Origin of the sequence: Halomonas sp. BMC6 (genome assembly GCF_964204995.1) — a bacterium.
In the GTDB taxonomy this organism is placed as follows: Bacteria; Pseudomonadota; Gammaproteobacteria; order Pseudomonadales; family Halomonadaceae; genus Vreelandella.
This window is the reverse complement of sequence record NZ_CAXNSH010000001.1, coordinates 3,763,352-3,786,402: the sequence shown is the minus strand read 5'-3', so window position 1 is coordinate 3,786,402 and position 23,051 is coordinate 3,763,352. Positions and strand designations below refer to the sequence as shown.

General features: G+C 53.6%; 19 protein-coding genes and 1 other annotated feature. Of the genes, 7 read left to right on the top strand and 12 right to left on the bottom strand.

Features of this window, described 5'->3' with window-relative positions:
• The first annotated feature begins 32 nt into the window (after positions 1–32).
• Complete coding sequence (locus AB6K10_RS18220) at positions 33–1,718, top strand: DUF262 domain-containing protein (RefSeq protein ID WP_239285450.1); 1,686 nt, start codon at positions 33–35, stop codon at positions 1,716–1,718.
• Between the two features lie 2 nt (positions 1,719–1,720).
• Positions 1,721–4,609 (top strand): ATP-binding protein, encoded by a 2,889-nt coding sequence (locus AB6K10_RS18215; RefSeq protein ID WP_239285448.1) that lies wholly within the window; start codon positions 1,721–1,723, stop codon positions 4,607–4,609.
• A gap of 131 nt (positions 4,610–4,740) precedes the next feature.
• Here the strand turns inward: AB6K10_RS18215 and AB6K10_RS18210 are convergent.
• Positions 4,741–5,966, bottom strand: a protein-coding gene (locus tag AB6K10_RS18210; protein ID WP_339118477.1) for an IS3 family transposase whose coding sequence is annotated in 2 segments (ribosomal slippage) — positions 4,741–5,681 and positions 5,681–5,966 — 1,227 coding nt in all. Because the reading frame shifts where the segments join, the coding sequence is not laid out codon by codon here.
• Positions 5,572–5,688: a sequence feature (AL1L pseudoknot), on the bottom strand. (Overlaps the previous gene by 117 nt.)
• On the opposite strand from AB6K10_RS18210, the gene AB6K10_RS18205 reads away from it, so the two are divergent.
• Positions 5,965–6,801, top strand: a complete 837-nt coding sequence (locus tag AB6K10_RS18205) for a transposase (RefSeq protein ID WP_339119523.1) — start codon at positions 5,965–5,967, stop codon at positions 6,799–6,801. The genes AB6K10_RS18210 and AB6K10_RS18205 overlap by 2 nt on opposite strands.
• Before the next feature lie 22 nt (positions 6,802–6,823).
• On the opposite strand, the gene AB6K10_RS18200 is transcribed toward AB6K10_RS18205, so the two are convergent.
• The 5 genes from AB6K10_RS18200 to AB6K10_RS18180 all read right to left on the bottom strand — a co-directional run bounded on the left by AB6K10_RS18200 (position 6,824) and on the right by AB6K10_RS18180 (position 11,734).
• On the bottom strand, positions 6,824–9,136 hold the full coding sequence (locus AB6K10_RS18200) for a heavy metal translocating P-type ATPase (RefSeq protein ID WP_339119522.1): 2,313 nt from the start codon (positions 9,134–9,136) through the stop codon (positions 6,824–6,826).
• Positions 9,129–9,587 (bottom strand): hypothetical protein, encoded by a 459-nt coding sequence (locus AB6K10_RS18195; protein WP_008958467.1) that lies wholly within the window; start codon positions 9,585–9,587, stop codon positions 9,129–9,131. Before AB6K10_RS18195 ends, AB6K10_RS18200 begins: the two co-directional genes overlap by 8 nt.
• A gap of 27 nt (positions 9,588–9,614) precedes the next feature.
• On the bottom strand, positions 9,615–10,952 hold the full coding sequence (locus AB6K10_RS18190; protein ID WP_008958468.1) for an APC family permease: 1,338 nt from the start codon (positions 10,950–10,952) through the stop codon (positions 9,615–9,617).
• A gap of 220 nt (positions 10,953–11,172) precedes the next feature.
• Entirely contained in the window at positions 11,173–11,517 is a 345-nt protein-coding gene (locus tag AB6K10_RS18185; protein ID WP_022522184.1) for a hypothetical protein, read from the bottom strand.
• A 40-nt stretch (positions 11,518–11,557) separates the two neighbouring features.
• Entirely contained in the window at positions 11,558–11,734 is a 177-nt protein-coding gene (locus AB6K10_RS18180; protein ID WP_008958470.1) for a DUF2933 domain-containing protein, read from the bottom strand.
• A gap of 1,055 nt (positions 11,735–12,789) precedes the next feature.
• On the opposite strand from AB6K10_RS18180, the gene AB6K10_RS18175 reads away from it, so the two are divergent.
• Positions 12,790–13,734, top strand: coding sequence for an IS5 family transposase (locus tag AB6K10_RS18175; protein WP_101147219.1), 945 nt, complete (start codon positions 12,790–12,792; stop codon positions 13,732–13,734).
• Between the two features lie 506 nt (positions 13,735–14,240).
• Positions 14,241–16,385: a TonB-dependent siderophore receptor gene (locus tag AB6K10_RS18170; protein WP_339119521.1), complete on the top strand. Its 2,145-nt coding sequence runs from the start codon at positions 14,241–14,243 to the stop codon at positions 16,383–16,385.
• A gap of 70 nt (positions 16,386–16,455) precedes the next feature.
• Here the strand turns inward: AB6K10_RS18170 and AB6K10_RS18165 are convergent, their stop codons facing one another.
• A complete protein-coding gene (locus tag AB6K10_RS18165; RefSeq protein WP_339119520.1) occupies positions 16,456–17,169 on the bottom strand; it encodes a Crp/Fnr family transcriptional regulator in 714 nt (237 codons plus the stop codon).
• A gap of 188 nt (positions 17,170–17,357) precedes the next feature.
• Positions 17,358–18,086: a Crp/Fnr family transcriptional regulator gene (locus tag AB6K10_RS18160; RefSeq protein ID WP_339119519.1), complete on the bottom strand. Its 729-nt coding sequence runs from the start codon at positions 18,084–18,086 to the stop codon at positions 17,358–17,360.
• Positions 18,087–18,541: 455 nt separating this feature from the next.
• On the opposite strand from AB6K10_RS18160, the gene AB6K10_RS18155 reads away from it, so the two are divergent.
• Positions 18,542–19,576 carry a diguanylate cyclase gene (locus AB6K10_RS18155; RefSeq protein WP_339119518.1) on the top strand — a complete coding sequence of 345 codons (1,035 nt, stop codon included), beginning with the start codon at positions 18,542–18,544 and terminating at the stop codon, positions 19,574–19,576.
• Here the strand turns inward: AB6K10_RS18155 and AB6K10_RS18150 are convergent.
• The 4 genes from AB6K10_RS18150 to sstT all read right to left on the bottom strand — a co-directional run bounded on the left by AB6K10_RS18150 (position 19,567) and on the right by sstT (position 22,462).
• On the bottom strand, positions 19,567–19,899 hold the full coding sequence (locus AB6K10_RS18150) for an AzlD domain-containing protein (RefSeq protein ID WP_339119517.1): 333 nt from the start codon (positions 19,897–19,899) through the stop codon (positions 19,567–19,569). The genes AB6K10_RS18155 and AB6K10_RS18150 overlap by 10 nt on opposite strands.
• Positions 19,896–20,636, bottom strand: a complete 741-nt coding sequence (locus AB6K10_RS18145) for an AzlC family ABC transporter permease (RefSeq protein ID WP_339119516.1) — start codon at positions 20,634–20,636, stop codon at positions 19,896–19,898. Before AB6K10_RS18145 ends, AB6K10_RS18150 begins: the two co-directional genes overlap by 4 nt.
• On the bottom strand, positions 20,633–21,163 hold the full coding sequence (locus AB6K10_RS18140) for an XRE family transcriptional regulator (protein ID WP_339119515.1): 531 nt from the start codon (positions 21,161–21,163) through the stop codon (positions 20,633–20,635). Before AB6K10_RS18140 ends, AB6K10_RS18145 begins: the two co-directional genes overlap by 4 nt.
• An 81-nt stretch (positions 21,164–21,244) precedes the next feature.
• Positions 21,245–22,462, bottom strand: a complete 1,218-nt coding sequence (sstT, locus tag AB6K10_RS18135) for a serine/threonine transporter SstT (RefSeq protein WP_339119514.1) — start codon at positions 22,460–22,462, stop codon at positions 21,245–21,247.
• A gap of 234 nt (positions 22,463–22,696) precedes the next feature.
• On the opposite strand from sstT, the gene AB6K10_RS18130 reads away from it, so the two are divergent.
• A complete protein-coding gene (locus tag AB6K10_RS18130) occupies positions 22,697–23,026 on the top strand; it encodes a hypothetical protein (protein ID WP_339119513.1) in 330 nt (109 codons plus the stop codon).
• Positions 23,027–23,051: the final 25 nt, after the last annotated feature.

Genomic DNA, 23,051 nt, shown 5'->3' with positions numbered 1-23,051 from the left:
TTATCGAATAGCAAGGTTAAGGACAGAGCACGATGCCGAGTAAATCAATCAAGGCGATGGTTCAGGATATTAATAACCCGGAAGCTGACGGTGGCGGGCTTTGGCTGCCTAATATCCAACGGGAATTCGTATGGGAAGAAGAGCAGATTGAACGGCTGTTTGACTCAATCATGCGTCAGTACCCCCTGTCATCAATGTTGATCTGGAAAACACGTGATGATATTAAGCACCGTGCCTTCATCCAGAGCTACAACGATGCGAAGGTTAGTCTAAAGTCGCACTATCAGAACAATCACAAATGCACCAAGCGCCTGGTGCTGGATGGTCAGCAGCGTCTACAAAGCCTTTATCTGGGCCTGCGCGGCAGCATCGATGGCCGTGAGTTGCACTTTGATATTCTCAGCGGTGATGCCAGCCCTACAGATGACGTGCGTTATCGCTTCAGTTTTATGAATTCCAAAGACTCAGGCTGGCCTTGGGTGTCGGTGGCTAATTTGGTATTCACCAATGATTTGCCATCTCAAATACTTCCAAGGCTGATGAAGTTACACGACGTTAAGTTGTCGTCAGCTGAGAAGGATCAGGCTTCGATTAACATTGAGAGGGTTTCTCGCGAATTCAGCAACGAAGGCAGCCTGCTCTATCAGGAACTGGATAACACCTACGAAGATAACGGCATGTCGTTTGAAGACGTCGTTGAGGTGTTTATTCGTGCTAACTCTGGCGGTACCAAACTCAGCAAGTCTGATCTGATGTTCACCTTGCTGACAACGGAATGGTCAGATGCGGATATTGAGCTGGAAGACTTCTTAGAAGATATTAACGACAACGACCGCTTCCAATTCACGCGTGACTTCATGATCAAACTGAGCACAACTCTGCTTGGCTACGGTGCCAAATACGATGTTGATAAACTACGCAGAGAGGATGTCAGAAAGTCCATCAGCGAGCGTTGGACGGATATTGAAAAGGCGCTGCGGTTCGTTAAGGATGAGGTAGTCAAGAAAACTTATATACGTTCTGGCAAGGCGATGGTGTCTTACAATGCATTGATTCCGCTGGTGTATACCTATTATCACTACCCCGAAAGCTGGGGCCGAGCGGTATTTTTGCCCAAGTACTTGATTCGTGCGCTACTGAGCGGTGCCTTCTCAGGTCAGCCGGATGGCTTGATTGATCGCATGATCAACACCATCAAAGAAGACCAAGGTTTTAAGCTTAACAGTATCTTCGACACCATCCGAGATAATGGGCGCACACTCGATATCAGTGAAGAAAAGCTGCTGTACCGTTGCGGGTATGGCAGCGGCAATATCCACCTGCTGTTTAATCTCTGGTATGGCGCTGAGTACAAGGCGTCCAGCATCAAACATGAACCTCAAATCGATCACATTTTTGCCCGCACTATTCTGAAACAACAGAAAGAGGTAAGTCCCGATACGGGACGAATGGTGCAACGCTATAGCAAGCGTGAAATTGATCAGCTAGCAAATTGCATGCTCTTGCCTGCACACCAAAACAGTGTGGGCGATAAAGGCGCGAAATCCTTAGATCAATGGCTTAAAACAGTCGATGATGATTTTCTCGATTTGCACTGCATACCGCGTAAAAAGTCTTTATGGAAACCGGAAAAATTTGAAGAGTTCATCGAGCAACGGCAGGTGCTGATCCTTGAGAAGTTCAAAGCGATGGACTTGCTAGATGATGAGGAGCATTGAGTATGAGCCTAAAGCCCTGGCGTGAAATCGCCCGTCCCCATAAAGATGTTCAAAAAGGCTTGTTCCAACAAGCGGAGTTTGCTGCGGATATCACTCAGGTAGCAACCGGTACGGCGCCCGAGGAGTACCAAGACGCAGAGAAATTCTTCTCACGTACCTATATTACCGAGGGTATGCGCCTACTTCTGATTTCGGTAGCCCAGCGCCTCTCTGGCAACGGTGGCGACCCAGTTATTCAGCTGCAGACAGCTTTCGGTGGTGGCAAAACCCACACGATGCTGGCGGTCTATCACCTCGCATCTCGCAAGACTTCTACCGATAAGCTGCATGGCATTCCCCCTATTTTAGATGAGGCTCGTATTCATGAGCTGCCCCATGCTCGTGTAGCCGTTATCGACGGTATCAACATGGCTCCGAGCCAGCAGTCGGTTAAAAAGCAGGGGCAAAAAGTCACGACCCTATGGGGTGAGCTGGCGTGGCAGCTGCTGGGTGATGAAGGCCTGGCGTTGGTAAAAGAATCCCACGAGCAGGGCACGTCGCCGGGTAAGCAGGTGCTGGTCGATTTGCTACAGCGAGCCGCTCCCTGTGTAGTGCTGGTAGATGAGCTGTTAGCTTATATTCGTCAGTTTGAGCTAGGAAAATCGTATTCTGCAGGTACCTACGACAGCAATATCAGCTTCATCCAAGCGCTGACTGAGGCGATGAAGGCGGTTCCCAGTGCCATCCTGCTGGCTTCGTTGCCGGAGTCTGAGCTCGAAGTAGGCGGCACAATGGGCCAGCAAACGCTGACGGCCCTTGAGAAGTATTTTGGTCGTGTAGAATCGGTGTGGAAGCCGGTGGCTACCGAAGAGGCATTCGAGATTGTTCGCCGCCGCCTGTTTGAACATGCCGGTGAGCGTGCCGAAATAGAAGGCATCAGCCGTCAGTTTTCTGACTTTTACCGGCAGTACGCCGGGCAGTTTCCTAACGAGACGCAGTCCAACGAGTATTTTGAGCGACTTTGCCGCTCTTATCCGATCCATCCCGAGGTGTTCGACCGCCTTTACGAAGATTGGTCAACACTGGATAAATTCCAACGCACCCGTGGTGTGCTGCAGTACATGGCGTTCGTGATCCACAAATTGTGGGAGTCGGGCAATCATGACGCTTTAATTATGCCTGGGTCGCTGCCTTTAGAAGACAGCCATGTGCGAGATAAGAGCATTCACTATCTGCCCGGAGGTTGGCAGCCGGTGATTGAGCGAGAGATAGATGGGCCTCGTTCGGCAGCACAAACGCTTGATAATGAGGTTGCCCTCTTTGGTGGCGTGCATGCAGCCCGTCGTGCTGCGCGCACCATCTTTTTGGGTAGTGCTGCTTCCAACAGCATCCAGGCCGCTAGAGGTATCAAGCAAGAGCGTATCTTGCTGGGTGCTGTTCAACCGGGGCAGTCAATTGGCATTTTTGAAGATGTGCTCAAACGCCTGCGTGATCGGTTGCACTACCTCTACTCCGAGCAGGATCGTTTTTGGTTCGATACGAAGCCTAACCTCCGAAAGGAGATGGAAAGCCGCAAGCAGAACATTAGCGACCGTGATGCACTGATTCCACTGCTTAAAGATCGCACGACCCGTCTAATGGGACGTCAACACCACTTTGCGGGCATCCACGTATTCACTCAATCTAGCGATGTGCCGGATGAATACGGAATTGGGCCACGTTTGGTGGTGTTGCCGACAGAGTCCGCTTATAGCCGCACAGAGAGTAATCAGGCTTATCTGGCGGCGCAGGACATTTTGCAAACCCGTGGTGAACAACCACGCCAGAAGCGGAACCGGTTGATTTTTTTGGCAGCCGACTTTGATGTAGTAAGCCGCTTGAAGGATCAAGGTCGTACCTATCTAGCGTGGAAATCGATTGTGGAGGACATCGAAAATGGTTCTCTGAATCACGATATGACGCACTTACGGCAGGCCAAACAAAGCCGTGATTCGGCAGATTCGTCGCTGTCTCAGTTAATCCGCGAGACTTATAAGTGGCTGATGGCGCCGGTAGAGGAGTTCGTAAAAGGTAAACCAACACTGGAGTGGGAAGTGGTTCAGGTCTCGACCACAACGACGAACTTAGTAGATACCATTGAGAACAAACTGCGTGAAGAAGAGTGGCTGATTTACGAATGGTCGCCAATCTTCTTACGCAATATCCTCAATCAATGGTATTTCAAGGATGGCGTGACCGCGGTCAGCGCCCTGAAGGTGTGGCAAGACAGTTGTCATTATCTTTACTTGCCACGCCTTGTGAATGATCAGGTATTTAAAAATGCCATGAACCAAGGTGTCGCCTCGGAGGATTTCTTTGGCTACGCCTCTGGAAAAGAGGGCGACACTTATCTTGGCTTTACCTTTGGGGAAGGGAGTATTGGTGGGCTGGATGGTGAGGCACGCATTATCGAGCGTGAGGCTGCTAAAGCCTACCGAGACAAGCTCGTGGCCGACGCTGCCCAGCGGCGCGCTAGAGAGATTGCTGATCGCAACACAGACGATTCATCTGGCCAAAGCGATGAAAGGGTAAGAGGTGGTGGTTCAGGCGTAGGGGTAGGCAGTGGAATAGCTCACCCTATGGGCGCTGGAGTAAGCAGCGGTAGTTCGGCTGGGCCAGAGGCTGCTCCTACTCATATTGCCAAGAAGCAATTCTACGGTACGGTGAGTCTTGATCCGGTAAAGGCCAAAATGGACTTTGCGACCGTCGTTGATGAGATTGTCGAGCAGTTTACTCTGCGCACAGGCGTAGAGGTGAAGATCTCCGTAGAGATTGAAGCAACGAGTACCGATGGCTTTGATGAGGCGCTTCAGCGGACAATCAAAGAGAACTGCAATGTGTTGAAATTTAGCAGCTCAGAGTTTGAGGGGTAGTGGCGTATAGGAGCGCTACAACGCTCCTTTTTTAAAGAATACAATAATTGGGGTCGTGTCATGAAAGAAAAAGAATACTTTGACAGTAAAATTGAACCGTACCGGTTTTCTCGGAGACCCGTTAGTTTGAGTCAAGCAGCCTTATTTGCCTGACTCTGTTGCTCATAATACATGGCTTCTCGCTCTGCTGGTGGGATGTGGCCAATCGGCTCCAGTAACCGCCGGTGATTGAACCAGTCGACCCACTCCAACGTTGCAAACTCAACCGCTTCTAGTTGCCGCCATGGTCCGCGTCGGCGAATCACTTCGGTCTTGAAAAGCCCTATCACGGTTTCAGCCATTGCGTTGTCGTACGAATCGCCCACGCTTCCGACAGAGGGCTCAATGCCGGCATCTGCTAAACGTTCCGTGTAGCGAATTGAGACGTATTGAACGCCTCGGTCGCTGTGGTGAATAAGATCACCTTTAGGTCGCTGAGGGCGCTCATGAAGCGCCTGTTCAAGCGCATCCAACACCATATCGGTTCGAGGTGTACTGGAAACTCGCCAGCCGATGATTCGGCGAGCAAACGCATCAATGACGAAGGCGACATAAACAAAGCCCTTCCATGTGGCAACGTAGGTAAAATCTGATACCCACAGTGCGTTCGGCTGAGCTGGCTGAAACTGCCGCTTGACCAAATCCGCCGGACAGGCCTTGTTAGGGTCAGATACAGTCGTACGCACCGGCTTACCACGTATCACACCGCGCAGCCCCATTTGGCGCATCAGGCGAGCGACGGTGCAGCGAGCCACCGGAGTGCCTTCTCGGTGTAGTTGACGCCAGACTTTGCGGATGCCGTAGACACCGAAGTTCTCTTCCCAGACGCGCTGAATTTCGGCCCTCAGCCAGCGCTCACGTTTATTGCGGGGAGGCGCTCGGTTGGGCTCGCGTGCGCGGGCACGATGCTCATAGTACGTCGACGGGGCGATCGGCAGGACACGGCAGATCGGCTCGACCCCGTATAACGCTCGGTAATCTTCGATAAAGTTGATCATCACTTCCCGCGGCGGTCGAGCTCCGCCTGGGCAAAATATGCAGAGGCCTTTCGTAGGATCTCGTTGGCTTGCTTCAACTCTCGGTTTTCACGCTCTAGCGCTTTGATCTGTTCACGCTCGGAGGTCGTAGCGCCTTCCCGACGCCCTGTGTCACGCTCGGCCTGTCGGACCCAACTGCGCAGTGTTTCAGGCGTACAGCCGATTTTTGGGGCGATGGCACCGAGGGCTGCCCACTGGGAGGAATAATCGGCCTCGTGGTCGAAGACCATACGTACCGCCCGCTGGCGAACTTCAGGGGAATATCGATTTGATTTGCTCATGGCTCCATCCTCTCAAGGTTTGGAGCCTCCGGGAATCCCGGTACGGTTCACAATCGTCCCGCATCCCCGCTTTCTGAAACTTAGCGGAAGCATTCCGGTGTTCCTCGACATGCAGCGCAAGCGGGAACCGGTTATCTTTGCCGTCCCAGGCTGCGGCAAGGATGCCATCCAGGCTTTCAGCGCCTTCCTGGCGGCCCATGGCGGCGACCCGAATAATGTGGTCGAGGTCGTCTGCGATATGTCGCCAGCCTTCCTTAGCGGCGTGACCGAGCACCTTCCCAAGGCCGAGGTAACGGTCGACTGGTTCCATATCGTACAGACCTTCACCAAGCGGCTGGACGAGGTACGCAAGAAAGAGCGCCGGGAGCAGGGGCACCCCAAGTCGCTGCGCTGGGCCCTGCTGAAGAACCTGGATAACAAGAACCTGACACCCAAACAGCTTTCGGCGCTCCAGGAGTTGGTGGCCGATCAGAGCGCCACGGCCGATGCCTGGGTGATCAAGGAGAAGCTACGCTGGATCCAGAAGGCTCCAACGCCCAGAGCGGCTCGGTGGCGCATCACGAACTACCTCAAGGTCATGCAGGCGGCGGTGTCTGAAAAGCCACTGCTGAAGCCGATGGGGAAAGCCCTGGCGACGCTTGAGCGGCACGCCGACGCGGTGGTCAGACGCTGGCTCTCGGGACTGACGAACGCAAGACTGGAAGGAATGAATGGTCTGTTCCAAGCGGCTCGGTCACGAGCACGTGGCTACCGGAACGAGGCCAACTTTATCGCCATGATCTACCTGATTGGCAGCCCGGTGGGCCGCCTATTCGATCAGGCCAAATCCACGTGAAGTGACGAAGAACCAGATATTGTTACTTAATAGCAATCATCCTAAGTCGTAAAGCATTGCCAATCACGCTCACTGAAGAGAGTGACATCGCCGCCGCCGCGATAATCGGTGATAACAGCATACCTGTGAAGGGGTACAAAATCCCTGCGGCAATGGGGATGCCTGCCGCGTTGTAAGCAAAGGCAAAAAAGAGATTTTGGCGAATATTACGCATGGTGGCTTTTGAGAGCTTATGCGCCGTGGCAATACCGGTAAGATCTCCTCGCAGTAGAGTAACCCCAGCGCTTTCTATCGCCACATCGGTGCCGGTTCCCATGGCAATGCCGACATCCGCTGTAGCCAGCGCAGGTGCATCGTTCACGCCGTCGCCGGCCATGACAACAATGCGCCCTTCATCACGGAGACGCTGAATCACTCGGCCTTTATCCTCTGGAAGCACTTCAGCTTCGACCTCATCAATGCCTAGCCGACGTGCCACAGCGTTGGCGGAGGTGCGATTATCGCCTGTCAGCATCACCACTCGAATGCCGTCAGCCTGGAGTGAACGAATGGCTTCTTCGGTGGTTTCCTTGACCGGATCGGCAATGGCGAGCAGCCCAGCTAAATTCCCGTCGATGCTCGCAAAGATGACAGTAGCACCGTCGCTGCGCAATTGATCGGCATGTGTGTCTTGAGACTGGGTGTTAACGCCCTCGCTTTCCATCAATAGCCGGTTGCCCAGGGCAATACGCTTGCCATCTATCTGGCCTATAACGCCCATGCCATTGGGAGCCTCGAAGTCCAACGCTTCTGTTAATTTTACCTCTGCCTCTTTAGCCTTTTCGACTATTGCATGGGCCAAGGGGTGCTCGCTGCCTCGCTCAAGACTAGCTGCCAAGCGCAAAAGCTCCGATTCAGCAATGCCTTCAGTGAGAATCAACTCGGTCACTCGTGGTTTGCCTTCGGTAAGCGTGCCGGTTTTGTCGACGACGACGGTGTCGACCTTCTCTAGACGTTCAAGAGCTTCGGCATCGCGAATCAACACGCCTAACTGGGCACCGCGCCCTACACCGACCATAATTGACATGGGGGTAGCAAGACCTAGCGCGCACGGGCAGGCAATGATCAGAACACTAACCGCCGCAATAAGGCCAAACGCCATCGGCGGGGTAGGGCCCCACAATGACCAGGCGATGAAAGCCACAACAGCAATGAGAATAACGACGGGTACAAAGATGCTGGCGACTTTGTCGGCAAGCCCTTGAATGGGTGCGCGGCTGCGCTGGGCGCTGGCGACCATTTGCACAATCTGCGACAGCATCGTGTCCTGGCCCACCTTGTCAGCGCGCATGACAAAGGATCCTTGACCATTGATGCTGCCGCCAATGACGCCATCGCCGACTTCCTTTTTCACCGCTAGTGGTTCACCGGTAACCATGGATTCGTCAACGTTGGAGCGACCTTCCATCACTTCGCCATCTAATGGCACCTTATCGCCGGGGCGCACCCGGAGACGATCCCCTACCTGAACCTGGTCAAGAGAGATATCTTCCTCATTGCCCTGATCATCAAGGCGTCGAGCGGTAGCAGGCGCCAAGTCGAGCAGAGCACGAATAGCGCCAGAGGTTTTTTCACGAGCGCGTAGCTCTAATACTTGTCCCAGTAAAACTAAAACGACAATCACTGCCGCTGCTTCGAAATAAACGGCCACCGAACCATCGGCTTGACGGAAGGCGTCGGGAAAGATGCCCGGTGTGAGGGTGGCCAGCAAACTGTAGAGCAACGCGGTGCCGGTACCGATCGCGATTAGCGTGAACATATTAAGGCTGCGATGCACTAGCGAACGCCATCCGCGTACAAAGAATGGCCAACCTGCCCAGACGACTACCGGCGTTGCCAGCAGCAGTTGAATCCAGTTAGAGGTTTGCTGGGAAATAAAATGCATAAGGCCAAACACGTGGCCACCCATTTCTAGGGCAAACACGGGGAGGGTCAGTACTAGGCCGATCCAGAAACGCCTGGTCATGTCCTTGAGTTCGTCCGAAGGGCCGGTGTCAGCAGAGACGGTCTCAGGTTCCAGCGCCATGCCACAGATTGGACAGTCGCCTGGGCCTTCTCGTCGAACTTCTGGGTGCATCGGGCAAGTATAAATAGACCCCGAGGGTACTGACGCTTGTGACTGTTTGCTTGGCTCAAGATACGCATCAGGCTTGGCAATAAACTTTTCCTGACACTTTTCTGAGCAGAAGTACCAAGTCTTACCCGTGTGATCGGCACGGTGGCGGGAGGTATGGGGATCAACGTCCATGCCACAAACAGGGTCTTTCACCTTTGTCTCGTTATGGTCTTCAGACATCGTTCATTCTCCCCGTTTGGCGAACAAGGCGCATGGCTTCGTGCTCTTCAAGTGCTAAAAGGGAATCTAAGAGCTCTTTAGCCTCAGGAATTTCCGCTTTGCCAACGAGGGTTCGATAAAGGTTTATCGTTTGTTCATGGAAATCAAAAACCTCTCGGCAAATGTCGTCAACACTTAGCGTGGAATAGGGCGCATCGCAGGTACGATGCGTACGGATAGGTTTATGCTCCAAATAGTCATAAACGTAGGTTTTTAATGCTTTCGCGTCAGCAGTCTGTTCAAAGCGCGCCACAACGCGCTGCATTTCCGCTTCCTGTGCAGCTAAGTAATTGAGCAACATGCGAGCGCGCTCTTCTTCGTGTATATCGGCGCAATGAGCAAGGCAAGCTGCAAGATGCTCGTGTAACTGACGGGTCCAATCGATCAATTCACCAAAGGTTCTAACGTCCATTTGGTACCTCCTATAACGCTATTAACGTTAATGAGTGTGAGAGTGCTCGCTATCGTTTGAAGCGTCGCGTTTGGATAGGAAAATCCATTCGCCGAGTAAAAGAGTAGCCATTACTACGCCAGCAACGATGAGCACCATGGGGTCCGAGATGGCTTTTACCCATAAAAAGCCGATTAACACGACAGCATCTAGTAGTATGGCAATGCTAGGAATAACAGGATTAGCCCCCACTCTGTCCTTGAGATGACGAAGCACACCCCAGTGGATGGCCATATCCATGATCAGGTAGAAAATGATGCCTAATGCTGCGATGCGGCTCAGGTCAAAAAAAGCGGTGAGCACTAAGCCAAATACGATGGTGTACACCAGTGTATGCTTTTGTACACTGCCGGGCATGTGGAAATGGCGGTGAGGAACCAGCTTCATTTCTGTCAGCATGGCGAGCATGCGTGAAACGGCAAAGACGCTGGCGATGATACCGCCCGCCGTTGCCAACATGGCGAGAATGACGGTAAACGCAACTGCCGCTTCACCCAGTGCGGGACGGGCAGCGGCGGCCAGGGAGTAGTCTTGGGTTTCGATAATTTCAGGCAAAGATAGGTTGCTGGCAACGGCAAAACCGACAAGGGCATAGATCACCACGCATAGCGCAATCGAGATCGTGATAGCTTTGCCAAGATTCCGCTTAGGATCTTTAAGCTCCGAACCACTATTGGTAATCGTCGTGAAGCCTTTAAATGCCAGTATGCCGAGCGCCGTAGCACCTAAAAAGCCCGTTATCGTAGGCGTAGGTGCATCGTTGCCAGCACCCATTTCGATGGAGTCGGCAATAAACACGCCGACAATACCAAACACTATAATGCCACCTATTTTGATAAATCCGAGCACCGAGGCGACGGTCTCGATCAAGCGGTTGGCGGATAAATTGATCAAAAAGGCTATTAGCAGTAAACCAACCCCGAGTAGGGGCACAAATAGTGAACGATCCCCCAGGTCAAACAACTCAAGCGTGTAGGAACCAAACGTTCTCGCCAAAAAACTCTGTGCGATCACCATGGAAAAATACATCAGGAGGGCATGAAAGGCGGTGGGAAGCGTCGGGCCATACGCTTTCTGTAAATACATGCCAATCCCACCTGCTGATGGGAAGGTATTGGACATTTTAACGTAAGAATAAGCGCTGAAAGAGACAATGACGGCAGCGGCCAGAAAGGCTAGAGGAAATAGCCGACCAGTCATTTCGGCCATTTGGCCGGTTAGCGCAAAAATACCGGCCCCAATCATCACGCCGGTGCCTAATGCAACGGCACCGACCAACGAAAGACTGTTTTCTTTATATTGTGGCGTTCTATCCTGCCCAACCATGAAAGCGACTCCTTGTATTAACGGCAACCACAGCAGCAATAACTGCCGAGGACTCCTGTGCGGTGTTTTTTGATGCTATATAAATTAAATATAGAACCTATGTGCAGCCACATGGCAAATGACTAACGGAAGGTCTGATTTTGCGAGGCCACAGGCAAGCAGCTCTTACCCTAAACTAGCTAGTCTTGCTCCTGGTTGTGTCATGTAGCCGTTATGACTATTAATGACAGCTCCAAGGTTCCTGTTTAGCGTTGTCTTTAACGTTCTGATCGACGAAACGGTAATACTCCTTCTTAAAGCGGTTCCACCGATCAGCGCTGACCTGTATGTCATGGAGCTTGAGAATTTTTTCAACGTCATCGATGCAGAGCCTCAGCGCATCGTAAGCAAGGCTGATATTTCGGTTTTTCTCGTTGTAGACCACCTTATCCATTCCATAGAGTCGGTCGATATCTGACAGCGCTTCTTCAATGCGTTTGGATTTACTAGGCTTGATTTTTAAATTCCGAGTCACCAGTGTGTTTTTGGAAACACCCAAGCGGTGCTCTTGTTGTGTCGTTTTCATGGTCTTTCTCCCAGGCGCGTACATGTATATATAGAGTGGTTCAGTCCTTGTCTATTTTGTCCTTATGACCGCCGTGGTGTTTATGCATGAAAATATGCATCAGTGGGCATGCTGCCAAAAAGAGGAAAGGTAAGAACTGAAATAGGTGGAGACGGTGCTCGGTTCCAATCAGGTATCCCGCCCAAATGACAAACCCAGCAAGTGGCACCCACAACATCAGCAAACGACTACTTGTACTGTTACTCATAATCACCTCAGTAACTCGCCCAAAGAGCCAACAGCAGTTAAGGCCGTTGGTTTGGGAAAAATCAAATAAATAACCCCAATAACATCATGGATGATTTGTCTGAACGCAACCTGAACAGCATCGGAGGGAAATATGATCCTGATCAAGCGCCTCGCAAAAAGTAGGCGATAATTACCCAAGCGGTATCCATAGCCTCATTCCCATCATCATTAGGTTTTCGGTGAGCGATACAAAGCTTAATGGGTATTACTGTTGCCGACACAGGCGCACTTGAGCTCACGTTTATCGAGGTATATCGCTTTAAAGACAGAACCTGTCACACGGTGCCAACGAATAGCGCCAGTGGCGCAGCCAGCCAGATAAGCGTATCGGCCAGCAATTAGTAGCTTCGGAAGTATCTAGGCGTGAAGGTAAACGTAACTGAAGGGGACTTGGCGCTGGGCGTGCAGGTCATAGTTGAGAAACATGGCGCTAAAGCTCGCTACGCCCTGCAGCTTTTGCAGACCCGGGGGTATGATCGCTGTGGCTACGGCATACTCTAGCACGCGTGCAGTGAATATTATGCACTGAACCTCCCAACTGGCAGAAAAATCGATGAGTAACGCAGTGGCAAAAATTGCCAGCACAGGGCGATAGGTGGTCGCATTAGGGTCTGAAACGCTAACTCCCAGGTGCTCATGAAGCTCTTCATAGCCGCCAATACGTTCATAGCCCAGATATCCCTGGGAAATCGTATCGACATGTTCCTGCTCTGTAAACGCGTCAATCTCTTATCGCGAAGTCAGCAGGTTTACGTTCACCTAAGGCCCATGTGCACGAGCAGGTCAACGATCTACAAGCCAAACGGACATATGTACTCTCCTGTTTGCAACCATAAGCGCGAGCGCTGGAGTGGGTCGTTGTCACCGTTATGAACCTCTTAGTTGTTTATTAACACTATATTGCTTACCTAAGGAAGCTCTGAAAAAGTCACTGCCATCAGCGATAATACGGCTATCGTCAACTGCATAGGATTCAGTGCTGCCATGGATCAAATCACCTTCTCAGAAGCCGAGTACCAGAACAAGAAGCGAAAGACCCGCCGCGAACTCTTTCTGGAGCGGATGGACAAGCTGATCCCCTGGACGCAGTTGGAGAAGAAGGTAGCCCGTTATTACCCCAAGGGCGAGAGCGGGCGGCCTCCGTATCAACTGTCTGCCATGCTCCGCGTCCATTGCATGCAATTGTTTTACAACCTGAGCGATCCGGCCATGGAAGACGCCCTCTACGAGATCGAGTCCATGCGCCAATTCGCCGGTTTGAAACTGGACCGATTGCCGGACGAAACCACGATTCTCAAGTTTCGCCATTTTCTGGAACGCCACGGCCTTGGCAAGGTGCTGTTCCAGGAAGTGAACAACCACCTGGAGAAAAATGGCCTGATGCTGCGCGAAGGGAGCATTGTCGATGCCACTATCATTTCTGCGCCTAGTTCCACCAAAAACAAAAAAGGCGAGCGCGATCCGCAAATGCACCAAACTAAAAAAGGTAGCTCTTGGCACTTTGGCATGAAAATGCACATAGGGGTCGACGATAAGCTTGGGTTGATTCACAGCATTGAGACCACGGCTGCCAATGTCCATGACATTGTGCCTGCCGATAAGCTCCTTCACGGTGAAGAGCAACGCGTCTTCGGTGATGCCGGTTACCTTGGTATTCAAAAACGAGACGAGCACAAGCACCGCAACGATGTCTCTTGGTATATTGCCAAACGGCCTGGCACCCGCAAGCAGCTAGATGCCAGGCGACAGAAAGTCGAAAAAATCAAAGCCAGTATCCGTGCCAAGGTGGAGCACCCCTTTCGGTACATCAAACAAGTTTTTGGTTATGGCAAGGCTCGCTATCGTGGACTGGCCAAAAACACTCAGCGCCTGCACTTGCTGGCGGCGTTCAGCAACCTGCTGATCAGTGAGAAATACCTATGGGAATAGGGCGATTGCGCCCGTTTTCCGCTCAATGAGCGGGAAACGGGCAAAAATACACAAAGAACGGGAGAAGAATGTCTGAATTTTCGATTTTTTCTCGGCTCAAGTGAGCGGTGATGAATATCGGCAGTTATTCAGACCTTCCTTAGAGTCTGCTTAGACATGTACAAGTAACTGGAAAAACGGCCAAAGGCAATTATTGGCACGCTTTGTAAGCGGCTCATAATCCCTTGGTCGTAGGTTCAAGTCCTACTGGGCCGACCATTTCTTAGTCTCTCCCCCTAGATCGCCTTCTTTTTAAGCCGCTGACCAACGTCAGTAAACGGCTCCTTTGCCATATTCGCAGTTTCTCAAAACCTCATTTGTCTCTATTGGTTCTTCCACCGATCCTCCTTCGAACACCCCGTTCCTCCCCAAACCTCTTGCCTCAACAGAGTGATTGTGGTTGTGAATAAAAATCCGTATCATTCGTCTTACTATAACGAACTCCTCATACCCGTTGAGACTCACTCATGCTCCGTAAAACCATGCTGTTTTCCGTCGCGCCGTTGCCTGCCGCTATTCGTCGTTCACTGGTGGTGTCGCTCGGTGGAATGCTGAGCGTTGCGCCGTTGGCCGCGCTTGCCCAAGAAGAAACCATTAACACCGGTACCACCGTGGTCACCGCTACCGCGTTGAAGGTAGATACCCCCGAGGTAGAAACGCCTCGCGCGATCTCTACCGTGAGCGCGGCAGAGCTGGAAACCCGTGGCGTTAATAAGTATGACGAAACGTTCCAGTATCGTTCTGGCGTTGTTTCTCAGCCTTACGGTGATGACAACAACACGGATTGGTTCTTCTTACGTGGCTTCAGCGCGGAAAGCGCGACCTACCAAGATGGCCTGCGTTTATTCCGCACTGGCGGCTACTTCTGGTGGATGAATGAAACGTTTGGCGTTGAGCGGGTGGATCTGCTCAAAGGCCCGGCTTCTATTTTGTACGGTGAAGCGCCTCCCGGCGGTGTGATTAACGCCATCAGCAAGCGCCCGACCAGCGAGCCACAGGGCACGTTGGAAATTGAGGCGGGCAACCAGCAGCATCGCCAAGTGGGCATTGATGTCTCTGGTCCGGTGGCCGAGCGTGACGATATGCGTTACCGCATGGTCGGGCTGTATCGCGATGGGGAAGGGGAGCTTAACGGTAGCGAGAAAGAGCGCTACTACTTTGCGCCTAGCCTGGAAATGGATGTCAGCGACGATACCACGGTCACTTTCCTGGCCAGCGTGCAGAAAGATGAGGGCGTGCCCACTACCGGTTTCTTCCCTGCGCTGGGTACGCTGAACGACTCTCCGTTCGGCCAAATCGACCCCGAGACCAACCTGGGCCAGCCGGATTACGACCGTCTGGATCAGCGCCAAGTGGGCATTGGTTACGAGCTTGAGCACCAGATCAACGATACGTGGGAGTTCCAGCAGAACGCTCGCTATACGCATTTAGATCTTGAGTTGCGTAACGTTTATCCCAACTCGTTTGTTACCCCGCCGCGCAGTATTTCCCGTGGCGTGATTGATCGCGACGGCGAGTACGATGCGTTCAACATCGATAACCGCTTGATTGCACGCACCTACACCGACAACACGGAAAACACATTGCTGGTGGGCGCGGGCTATCAAGAGTTGAACCTGAACTACACCAACCGCGATAGCTTCCGTACCCTGGGCGATGGCTCTACGTTCTTCGCCAACGTCGATACCGTAGACCTCTACAACCCGGATTACGCCGCCTTTACCGCGCCGGATACCGGCGACCCCACCCAGCATGATGTGGACCGCCGCCAGTTTGGTATTTACGTGCAGGACCAGCTGCGCGTCGCGGATAAATGGGTCTTCCTCGCGGGTGCACGCTACGACAGCGTGGATAGCAGCGACGACTTCAGCGATGTCACCGGTAGCAGCAGCCAGGGCTACGATGACGAGCAGCTATCACTCACCGCTGGCGCCATGTACCTGGGCGATAACGGCATTTCACCTTACCTTAGCTACAGCGAGTCGTTTACACCTGTCGCGGGTATCGGGCCGGATGGTGCTAGCTATGAGCCGCTGGAAGGTAGCCAGCTAGAAGCCGGTGTGAAAATTGCCCCGTTTGATGTGGATGGCTATGTGACCGTTGCCGTGTTTGACGTGGAAGAAGACAACACGCTGATTTCCACCGGTGCGCCGGTGCAAGAGCAGGCTGGCGAGCGTCGTTCGCAGGGTGTGGAGATTGAAGGTGTGGGCTACCTCACTGATGATCTACAGCTCACCGCGGCGTATACCTACACCGATGCGCGCTACGATGTTAGCGATGCCCAGCAGGATGAGCGTGTGCCGCTGGTGCCTTTCCATATGGCTTCAGCGTGGCTGGATTACGATATGAGCAGCAGCTTGCCTGGGCTTTCCGTTGGGGCGGGCGTGCGTTATATCGGTGAAACGTCACCGAGTCCTGGCAGTGGCATTAACCGCGATGTGCCTTCCACCACACTTTACGATGCCATGGCCAGCTACGATATTAACGACAGCTGGACCGCGCAGGTGAACGTGAACAATATCACCGATGAAGAGTACGTGAGCGGCTGCGATTTCTACTGCTATTATGGTGCTTCTCGCAGTGTGATCGGCAGCGTGAAATACCACTGGTAAGTAATCGCTAATCGCCAAGCACTAACGAACCGCGCCCGGCTTAAAGCCGGGCGTAGTCGTTGTGGGCCCGTTAAGGCGTGGCCATGGCGTTGGCGTACAGCGCGCAATCCTGGGTATAGCACTGGCAGGCGGCGGCCATTAAGCCGCTGCGGTTTAGAATGATGATGTCGCCACGGTGGTAGCGAATCAATCCGCGTTGCTGCAGGGCAAGGGCGGCGAGGGTAATGCCTGCCCGTCGAACGCCTAACATCATGGCAAGAAATTCATGGGTAAGCTGTAAATGGTCGCTTTGAGCGCGGTCCTGCGTCATCAGCAGCCAGCGGGCGAGCCGCTCTTCAATGCGGTGAAAGTGGATGCAGGCCGCTGAATTGGCCAGCTGATTCATCACGATATAGAGATAGCGTATGAGCCGCTGGTGCAGCGTTGGGCTGCTGGGTAGCAATGCTTGAAACTGTGTCGCAGGGATACGCAGGGCAACGCCAGCACCTTGCACCACGGCCAGCAGCGGCGCTTTGTTGAAGCCCAGCACCAGGTCAATACCGAGCATGCCTTCAAGGCCTGCCATGGTAACTTCGAGGCGGCTATCGTTGTTAAGAATGACGATATTGGAGACGAAGCTATCGATAGGGAAATAGGCGTACGTCACCGTGTCGGTCGGCTGATAGATAACTTCGCCAAAGGCGAGCGGCACTACTTCACAGCAGGCGGCTAAAGCAGCCTGTTCGGCGCTTGGCAGGTCTGCCAGCAGTCGGTTGGTATTGATCGCGCGGGAAATAGAAATCATGCGCCTCTCCGGTCAAATGAACCTGGCAAACGGCACAATGATGGTGGTTCTCATTTTGATGTCGGCTGCAGATGGGGTTCCAGAGATGGATAACCCATCTGAATATTACCATTTGGTAAATCACCCGTCGGCACGCTAGCGTACACAACTCGTGCTTATCTTAGAGCGCTTAGGGATCTATGGCGGGATTAGCAAGCCATTGTCACGGCTGGATATTTCAGCAGTCGGTCATATTCGTTTTTGACCCCCGCATAACATTCACAGACGCGGGCTTCTAACCCCTGCCTGTCTAGCACCGTAATATGGCCCCGGTTGTAGGAGATCAGCCCCGCCTTTTGCAGTTTTCCGGCAGATTCTGTCACCCCTTCACGGCGCACGCCCAGCATGTTGGCAATCAGCTCTTGCGTCATAATCAGCTCATTACCGGGCAGCCGGTCTAGACTGAGGAGTAGCCACCGACACAGCTGTTGATCCAAGCTATGGTGGCGGTTGCACACCGCCGTTTGCGCCATCTGCGTGAGTAATGCTTGGGTATAGCGCAGCAGTAGGCGTTGCATGGTGCCTGCTCGGTCAAACTCACGCTTGAGCAGGTGGCTTTTTAGGCGATAGGCTTGCCCAGCACTTTGTACGATGGCGCTAGTTAATGTGGTTTCTCCCCCCATAAACTGAGAAACGCCCACTAAGCCTTCGTGGCCTACCACGGCAATTTCTGTTGAATCACCGTTCTCCATAACGCACAGCAGTGAGACGATAGCATCCAATGGGAAGTAGACGTGGCTCATGTGCCGGCCAGATTCAGACAGCGATTGGCCCAGGGTCAGTGATACTTCTTCAAGATGTGGCAACAGGTGTTCGAGTTCTTTTTCAGGCAGTAGGCCAAGCAAGGCATTTTGCTGAAAATGACGCGTTTGAAGCATTGAATATCTCCCTTATTCCTAGCTTTCGCGCAGCGTCTGGTGAAATTGAACGATGTGAGGCGCTTTTTTAAGTGTTTTTTAATCGGCCACTTTGAATGTCGTCCGTCGCCGAACGTACCGTTCTTAAGTATAGGGCGCACGGTAAAAAACTCTGTACGCTATCGCACATAGGGTAGTGGATTCATGAAAGAGTGCGCTGCCCAAAGTGGTAAAAGATCGCGACAAATAACAAACGTTACACATATTTTGTTGCCATGTTCGGTAGCGCACAGTCAATAATGTCAACGGCGTCTAAGGTTGCTTCAGTGAGGCAACGGAGATGCCTAAACAGGATGTTGCACTGCACGCTGCAGGGATCGCGGCGCCACCCTATCGATGAGTATTGCTGCACTGTTACACCACACCAAAGAATAAAAAATGCATCCCGGACCAGATTACACATGGGGAGTGATGTCATGCTGTACGGTGATTGCCATCGCAATAATGATTCTTCAAAAGAGGGGGGAGAGCAGAGTACCGACGAGCGGTTACGCGGTGCCGAGGCCGCCCTGCAGGCCGAAAGAGAGTGGGCACAGGTAACGCTAAACTCGATCGGCGATGCTGTTTTAACCACTGATGTGCAGGGCCGAGTGACTTACTTGAACCGGGTGGCAGAGGAGCTTACCGGTTGGGCCAGCAGCGATGCGCTGGGAAAGCCCGTGGAGCACATCCTAAAACTCGTCAATAACCAAACCTTTCACACGGCGACGAACCCTGCACGTCGGGCCATGACGGAAAATAGAACCGTCGGTTTGGCCATGAACTGTATGCTGATTCGTCAAGATGGCAGCCAGCTAGAAATCGAAGATTCGGCGGCTCCTATTCATAACCATCAAGGGTTCACGGTGGGCGCGGTGGTGGTATTTCACGATGCCTGCCAGTCGCTGACGCGTTCTGCGCAGTTTGCTTACCAAGCGCAGTATGATGCGCTAACGTCACTCCCCAATCGTTTTCTGTTTGCCGAGCGGCTTTCCCGTGCTATTGGCTTGGCCAAACGCCATCGGCATCAAGTGGCGCTGCTGTACCTGGATATCGACAACTTTAAGTGTATCAACGATTCCCTAGGCCATGCTTTGGGTGATCGTTTGCTACAAGCAGTGGCTGAACGCCTGGGCGAGTGTATCCGCATTACGGATACCGTCTGTCGTCAAGGGGGCGATGAGTTCGTCATTCTGCTCAGTGAGATTGAGCACGCGCAGGATGCGGTAAGAGTCGCTGAAAAAATTCTAGCCACGTTAGCTAAACCCTGCCTGATGGGGCATGTCGAGCGCTCTATCAGCGCCAGTATCGGGGTTAGTTTATATCCAGACCACGCCAGCAACGAACACGAATTACTCAATAACGCCGACGCCGCCATGTATCACGCCAAGCGAAGTGGCCGTAACCAGTATCAGGTATTTCAGGACGGTATTGATGTCATGCACCTGTCGCTGAAGCATTATCAAATGTAGGCGATCACCTCCACCGCTCCAAAAACCGCCACCCCTGCCGCCACCGGCCAGCCCAGTGAGCGCAGGCGACGCCACACCAGTAGGGTGACGCTCAGGCCAATTGCGGTGGCCAACCAAGAGATAGCGCTGGGGTTGACGGGCACTATCGAGACGCCCAGTACGGCAGCAATCATCATGGGGCCCAGAATCACCAGCCATTGGGGCATGGCGTTCATTCCCGTTGCGCTGCCCAACCGCCGCTGCATCCATAAAAAGGGCACCACTCGCATAAGCAGCGTGCCGAGTGCGCAGATAATGACGGCGATCCACATGGCGCTGCTCATGGGCGGCTCCTCCGTGGTTGGAACGTGACCGTGTAGAAGCACAGCGCGCCGCAGGCGGCTGCAAGGGGAATCGCCACGTTGCTCCACCCGGCCAGGTTTAACCCTAGCGCGGCGAGAATGGTACAAAGCATAGCGGCGGCCCAGCGCTTGTCGGTAAAGCGCGGTGCCACCATGGTGAGAAACAGCGCGGGGAGGGCGAAGGGCATGATCTCCCCCAGCAGCGGCCAGCGGGCGGTAACTGCTTCGCCGCCGGTCGCGCCTATTACCGTGCCGATAATCCACACCGCCCACGCCAGCAGCGAGGCACCCACAAACCAGCTAAACCGCTTTACTTCCGGTAGTTGGGGGAGCCGTGTGAGCGCCAAAGCAAAGACTTGATCGGTCAGGCCGTGCATTAGCCAAGGCCAGTGGCGGCTACTAGGCAGCAGCGCGGCCAAGTTGGGGCCGTACACCACGTGGCGCACGTTGATGAGTAGCGTCATGGCCACCACCAGCCATAGCGGCGCACCAGCGGCAATCATGCCCACGAACAGAAACTGCGAGGCACCCGCGTAGATCAGCGCTGAAATGGCGGCCGCTTCCCAAGTGGTAAAACCGGCCTGGGTCGCGACCAAACCAAACGAGAGCGCGACCGGAATATAGCCGCCTAACAACGGAATTGCTTCACGCACGCCCTGTAAGGCAGAGCGCAGCGGTGAGTGGTTGGCGTGCACCGTGTGATCGGCTGGCTGGCTCATGGTGGGGTCCCTTCTTGGCCGTAGGTGACGGTGAGTAGCAGGGTGGCTTCATCGGTGTGCGTACGGTACAGGTGCGGCTGGTCGGCCTGAAAGGTGATGCTTTCGCCAGGGGTGAGCGTGGTGGTAGCACCCTCTGGGCCTACTTCTAACCATCCGCTAATGAGCGTCAGCGTTTCCCGCGTGCCCGGGGTATGGGCCTCGGCGTGGCGCAGCGTATTGGGCGCGCAGCGCATCCAGTAGGCATCCACCTGTGGCACGCCCTTACCCTGGTCGATCAACTGTACCTGCACGCCATCCTCACCGAGCGGTACGCTAATCGGTGCCACCAGGGTGCCAAACGGAACGTTGAGTTGGACGGCCAGCCGCCAAATGGTGTCCAGCGTGGGGTTACCGTTGCCCTGTTCTAAGCGGCATAGGTTGGATTTCGCGATGCCTGCCGCGCTGGCAAGCTGCGACAGCGAGAAGCCCTGAGTTTTACGAAGCGTTTGGAGGTGTTGGCCTAACGTAACAAGAGAGTGCGCGTCCATGGTGATTGCCCGTTGTTCCTTTTATAGAACGTTCTATATAAGGAACAGCGGGCTGTCAATCGACAAGCAATAAAGAAGTGGTTAGGTGAGCTTGCGCGCTCGGCAGGCGGCGGCGGTAAACAGCACGTCGGTGGAGGAGTTGAGCGCTGTTTCGGTGGAGTCTTGTATCACGCTAATCACAAAGCCAATGGCCACCGCTTGCATGGCGACTTCGGTAGGAATGCCGAACAGGCTAGCGGCCATAGGGATCAGCATTAATGAACCGCCCGCCACGCCAGAAACGCCGCAGGCCGCGAGGGCCGACACCACGCAGAGCAGCAGCGCGGTGGGGAAGTCGACGCTAATGCCCAGCGTATGCGTGGTGGCCAGGGTGATCACGGTAATCGTGATCGCCGCGCCGCACATATTGATGGTGGCGCCCAGCGGAATGGAGATCGCGTAGGTATCGGCATCCAGGTCCAATTGGCGGCACAGCTCCAGGTTCACCGGAATATTGGCCGCCGAGCTGCGGGTGAAAAACGCCGTAATGGCGCTGCCCCGTAGGCAGGCGAATACCAGCGGGTAAGGATTTTGGCGGGTGGCTAAATAGACCAGCAGCGGGTTACTCACCAGCGCCACAAATAGCATACAGCCAACGATCACCCCCAATAGCTGGGCGTAGTTCAGCAGTGCCTGAACGCCAGACTCCGCCAGCGTACCGGCCACCAAGCCGAAAATACCCAGCGGCGCTAAGCGAATCACTAGCGTGACAATACGCGTAACCGCCGCCGATAAATCGCTAAGCGCTTGGCGGGTAGTGTCGCTGGCCTGGCGCAGCGTTAGACCTAAGCCAATTGCCCAGGCCAGAATGGCAATGAAGTTGGCTTTCATCAGGGCCGTCACGGGATTGGCGACCGCGTTGAGCAGCAGATCACGCAGCACGCTAAGAATATCGCTGGGAGGGTTGCCATCAACTTGGCCTGCATCCAGCGCCAGCTCCGTAGGGAACGCAAAGCTGGCCGCCACAGCAATTAGCGCGGCAATCAGCGTACCCGCGACATACAGCACCAATACCGAGCGGATATGGGTGGGTTGGCCTGCTTGGTGGGCGGCAATGGCCGCCGCCACCAGTACGAAGACTAAAATCGGCGCAACCGCTTGCAGCGCAGCAATAAACAGCTGGCCAAGTAGCGCAACATCGCTGGCAATCCCAGGGGTGAATAGAGCTAGCAGCACCCCAGCGGCAATACCAATCACAATTTGAGGGATAAGGCCCAGCCGTAAAATTGGCCGAAAAATGGCATTGACGGTGGCAATCATTGCGCGACTCTCAGGTAGTAGGAGGAGGGATGCGGTGAGGCGGTTAGCCACCACACGCCTGAAAGGGGCAGCATTCTACCAGTTGCGGGCGCATCTTGGGCGTGCATGTAAAAAAACGTGACCCGCTATCTTTGGCCTCAGCGCCAGATTATACTTTGTTGGCTGTGGGGCATTACCGCAGCGCGGCACTTATGCCACCTCCCGCCTGTTAAAAAAAAGAAAAAGGAACGTTCCATGCGTATGAAAGTGTTGTTAGCTGCACTGCTGTTGATGTGTAGTTCGTCGTTGGTCATGGCCGCCGACTACTATGTGGATATCACCAACCGTACTGGCTATACCATTTACTATATGTACGTAAGCCCAGGTGACTCAAAGAGTTGGGAAGAGGATGTACTGGGAAGTGACGTGCTCGCAGATGGGGACACGCAGCGTGTCACGCTAACGGGCTACACGAGCCCCTACTTCGATATCCGTTTGGTCGATGAAGACGACGACAGCTATACCTTCTGGAACGTCGATGTCTCTACCCAGGACATCGTCGTGACGCTGGATCATTTGGACTGAACATAAAAACGGCTTGCCACTTGGA

Bases quoted from the DNA above. Each gene is read 5' to 3' on its own strand.
- AB6K10_RS18185 (WP_022522184.1), bottom strand. From the start codon at position 11,517: ATGAAAACGACACAACAAGAGCACCGCTTGGGTGTTTCCAAAAACACA.
- AB6K10_RS18180 (WP_008958470.1), bottom strand. From the start codon at position 11,734: ATGTTGTGGGTGCCACTTGCTGGGTTTGTCATTTGGGCGGGATACCTG.
- AB6K10_RS18195 (WP_008958467.1), bottom strand. From the start codon at position 9,587: ATGGACGTTAGAACCTTTGGTGAATTGATCGATTGGACCCGTCAGTTA.
- AB6K10_RS18130 (WP_339119513.1), top strand. From the start codon at position 22,697: ATGCGTATGAAAGTGTTGTTAGCTGCACTGCTGTTGATGTGTAGTTCG.
- AB6K10_RS18140 (WP_339119515.1), bottom strand. From the start codon at position 21,163: ATGGACGCGCACTCTCTTGTTACGTTAGGCCAACACCTCCAAACGCTT.
- AB6K10_RS18220 (WP_239285450.1), top strand. From the start codon at position 33: ATGCCGAGTAAATCAATCAAGGCGATGGTTCAGGATATTAATAACCCG.
- AB6K10_RS18200 (WP_339119522.1), bottom strand. From the start codon at position 9,136: ATGTCTGAAGACCATAACGAGACAAAGGTGAAAGACCCTGTTTGTGGC.
- AB6K10_RS18170 (WP_339119521.1), top strand. From the start codon at position 14,241: ATGCTCCGTAAAACCATGCTGTTTTCCGTCGCGCCGTTGCCTGCCGCT.
- AB6K10_RS18155 (WP_339119518.1), top strand. From the start codon at position 18,542: ATGCTGTACGGTGATTGCCATCGCAATAATGATTCTTCAAAAGAGGGG.
- AB6K10_RS18190 (WP_008958468.1), bottom strand. From the start codon at position 10,952: ATGGTTGGGCAGGATAGAACGCCACAATATAAAGAAAACAGTCTTTCG.
- AB6K10_RS18145 (WP_339119516.1), bottom strand. From the start codon at position 20,636: ATGAGCCAGCCAGCCGATCACACGGTGCACGCCAACCACTCACCGCTG.
- sstT (WP_339119514.1), bottom strand. From the start codon at position 22,462: ATGATTGCCACCGTCAATGCCATTTTTCGGCCAATTTTACGGCTGGGC.
- AB6K10_RS18150 (WP_339119517.1), bottom strand. From the start codon at position 19,899: ATGAGCAGCGCCATGTGGATCGCCGTCATTATCTGCGCACTCGGCACG.
- AB6K10_RS18175 (WP_101147219.1), top strand. From the start codon at position 12,790: ATGGATCAAATCACCTTCTCAGAAGCCGAGTACCAGAACAAGAAGCGA.
- AB6K10_RS18205 (WP_339119523.1), top strand. From the start codon at position 5,965: ATGGCTCCATCCTCTCAAGGTTTGGAGCCTCCGGGAATCCCGGTACGG.
- AB6K10_RS18215 (WP_239285448.1), top strand. From the start codon at position 1,721: ATGAGCCTAAAGCCCTGGCGTGAAATCGCCCGTCCCCATAAAGATGTT.
- AB6K10_RS18160 (WP_339119519.1), bottom strand. From the start codon at position 18,086: ATGCTTCAAACGCGTCATTTTCAGCAAAATGCCTTGCTTGGCCTACTG.
- AB6K10_RS18165 (WP_339119520.1), bottom strand. From the start codon at position 17,169: ATGATTTCTATTTCCCGCGCGATCAATACCAACCGACTGCTGGCAGAC.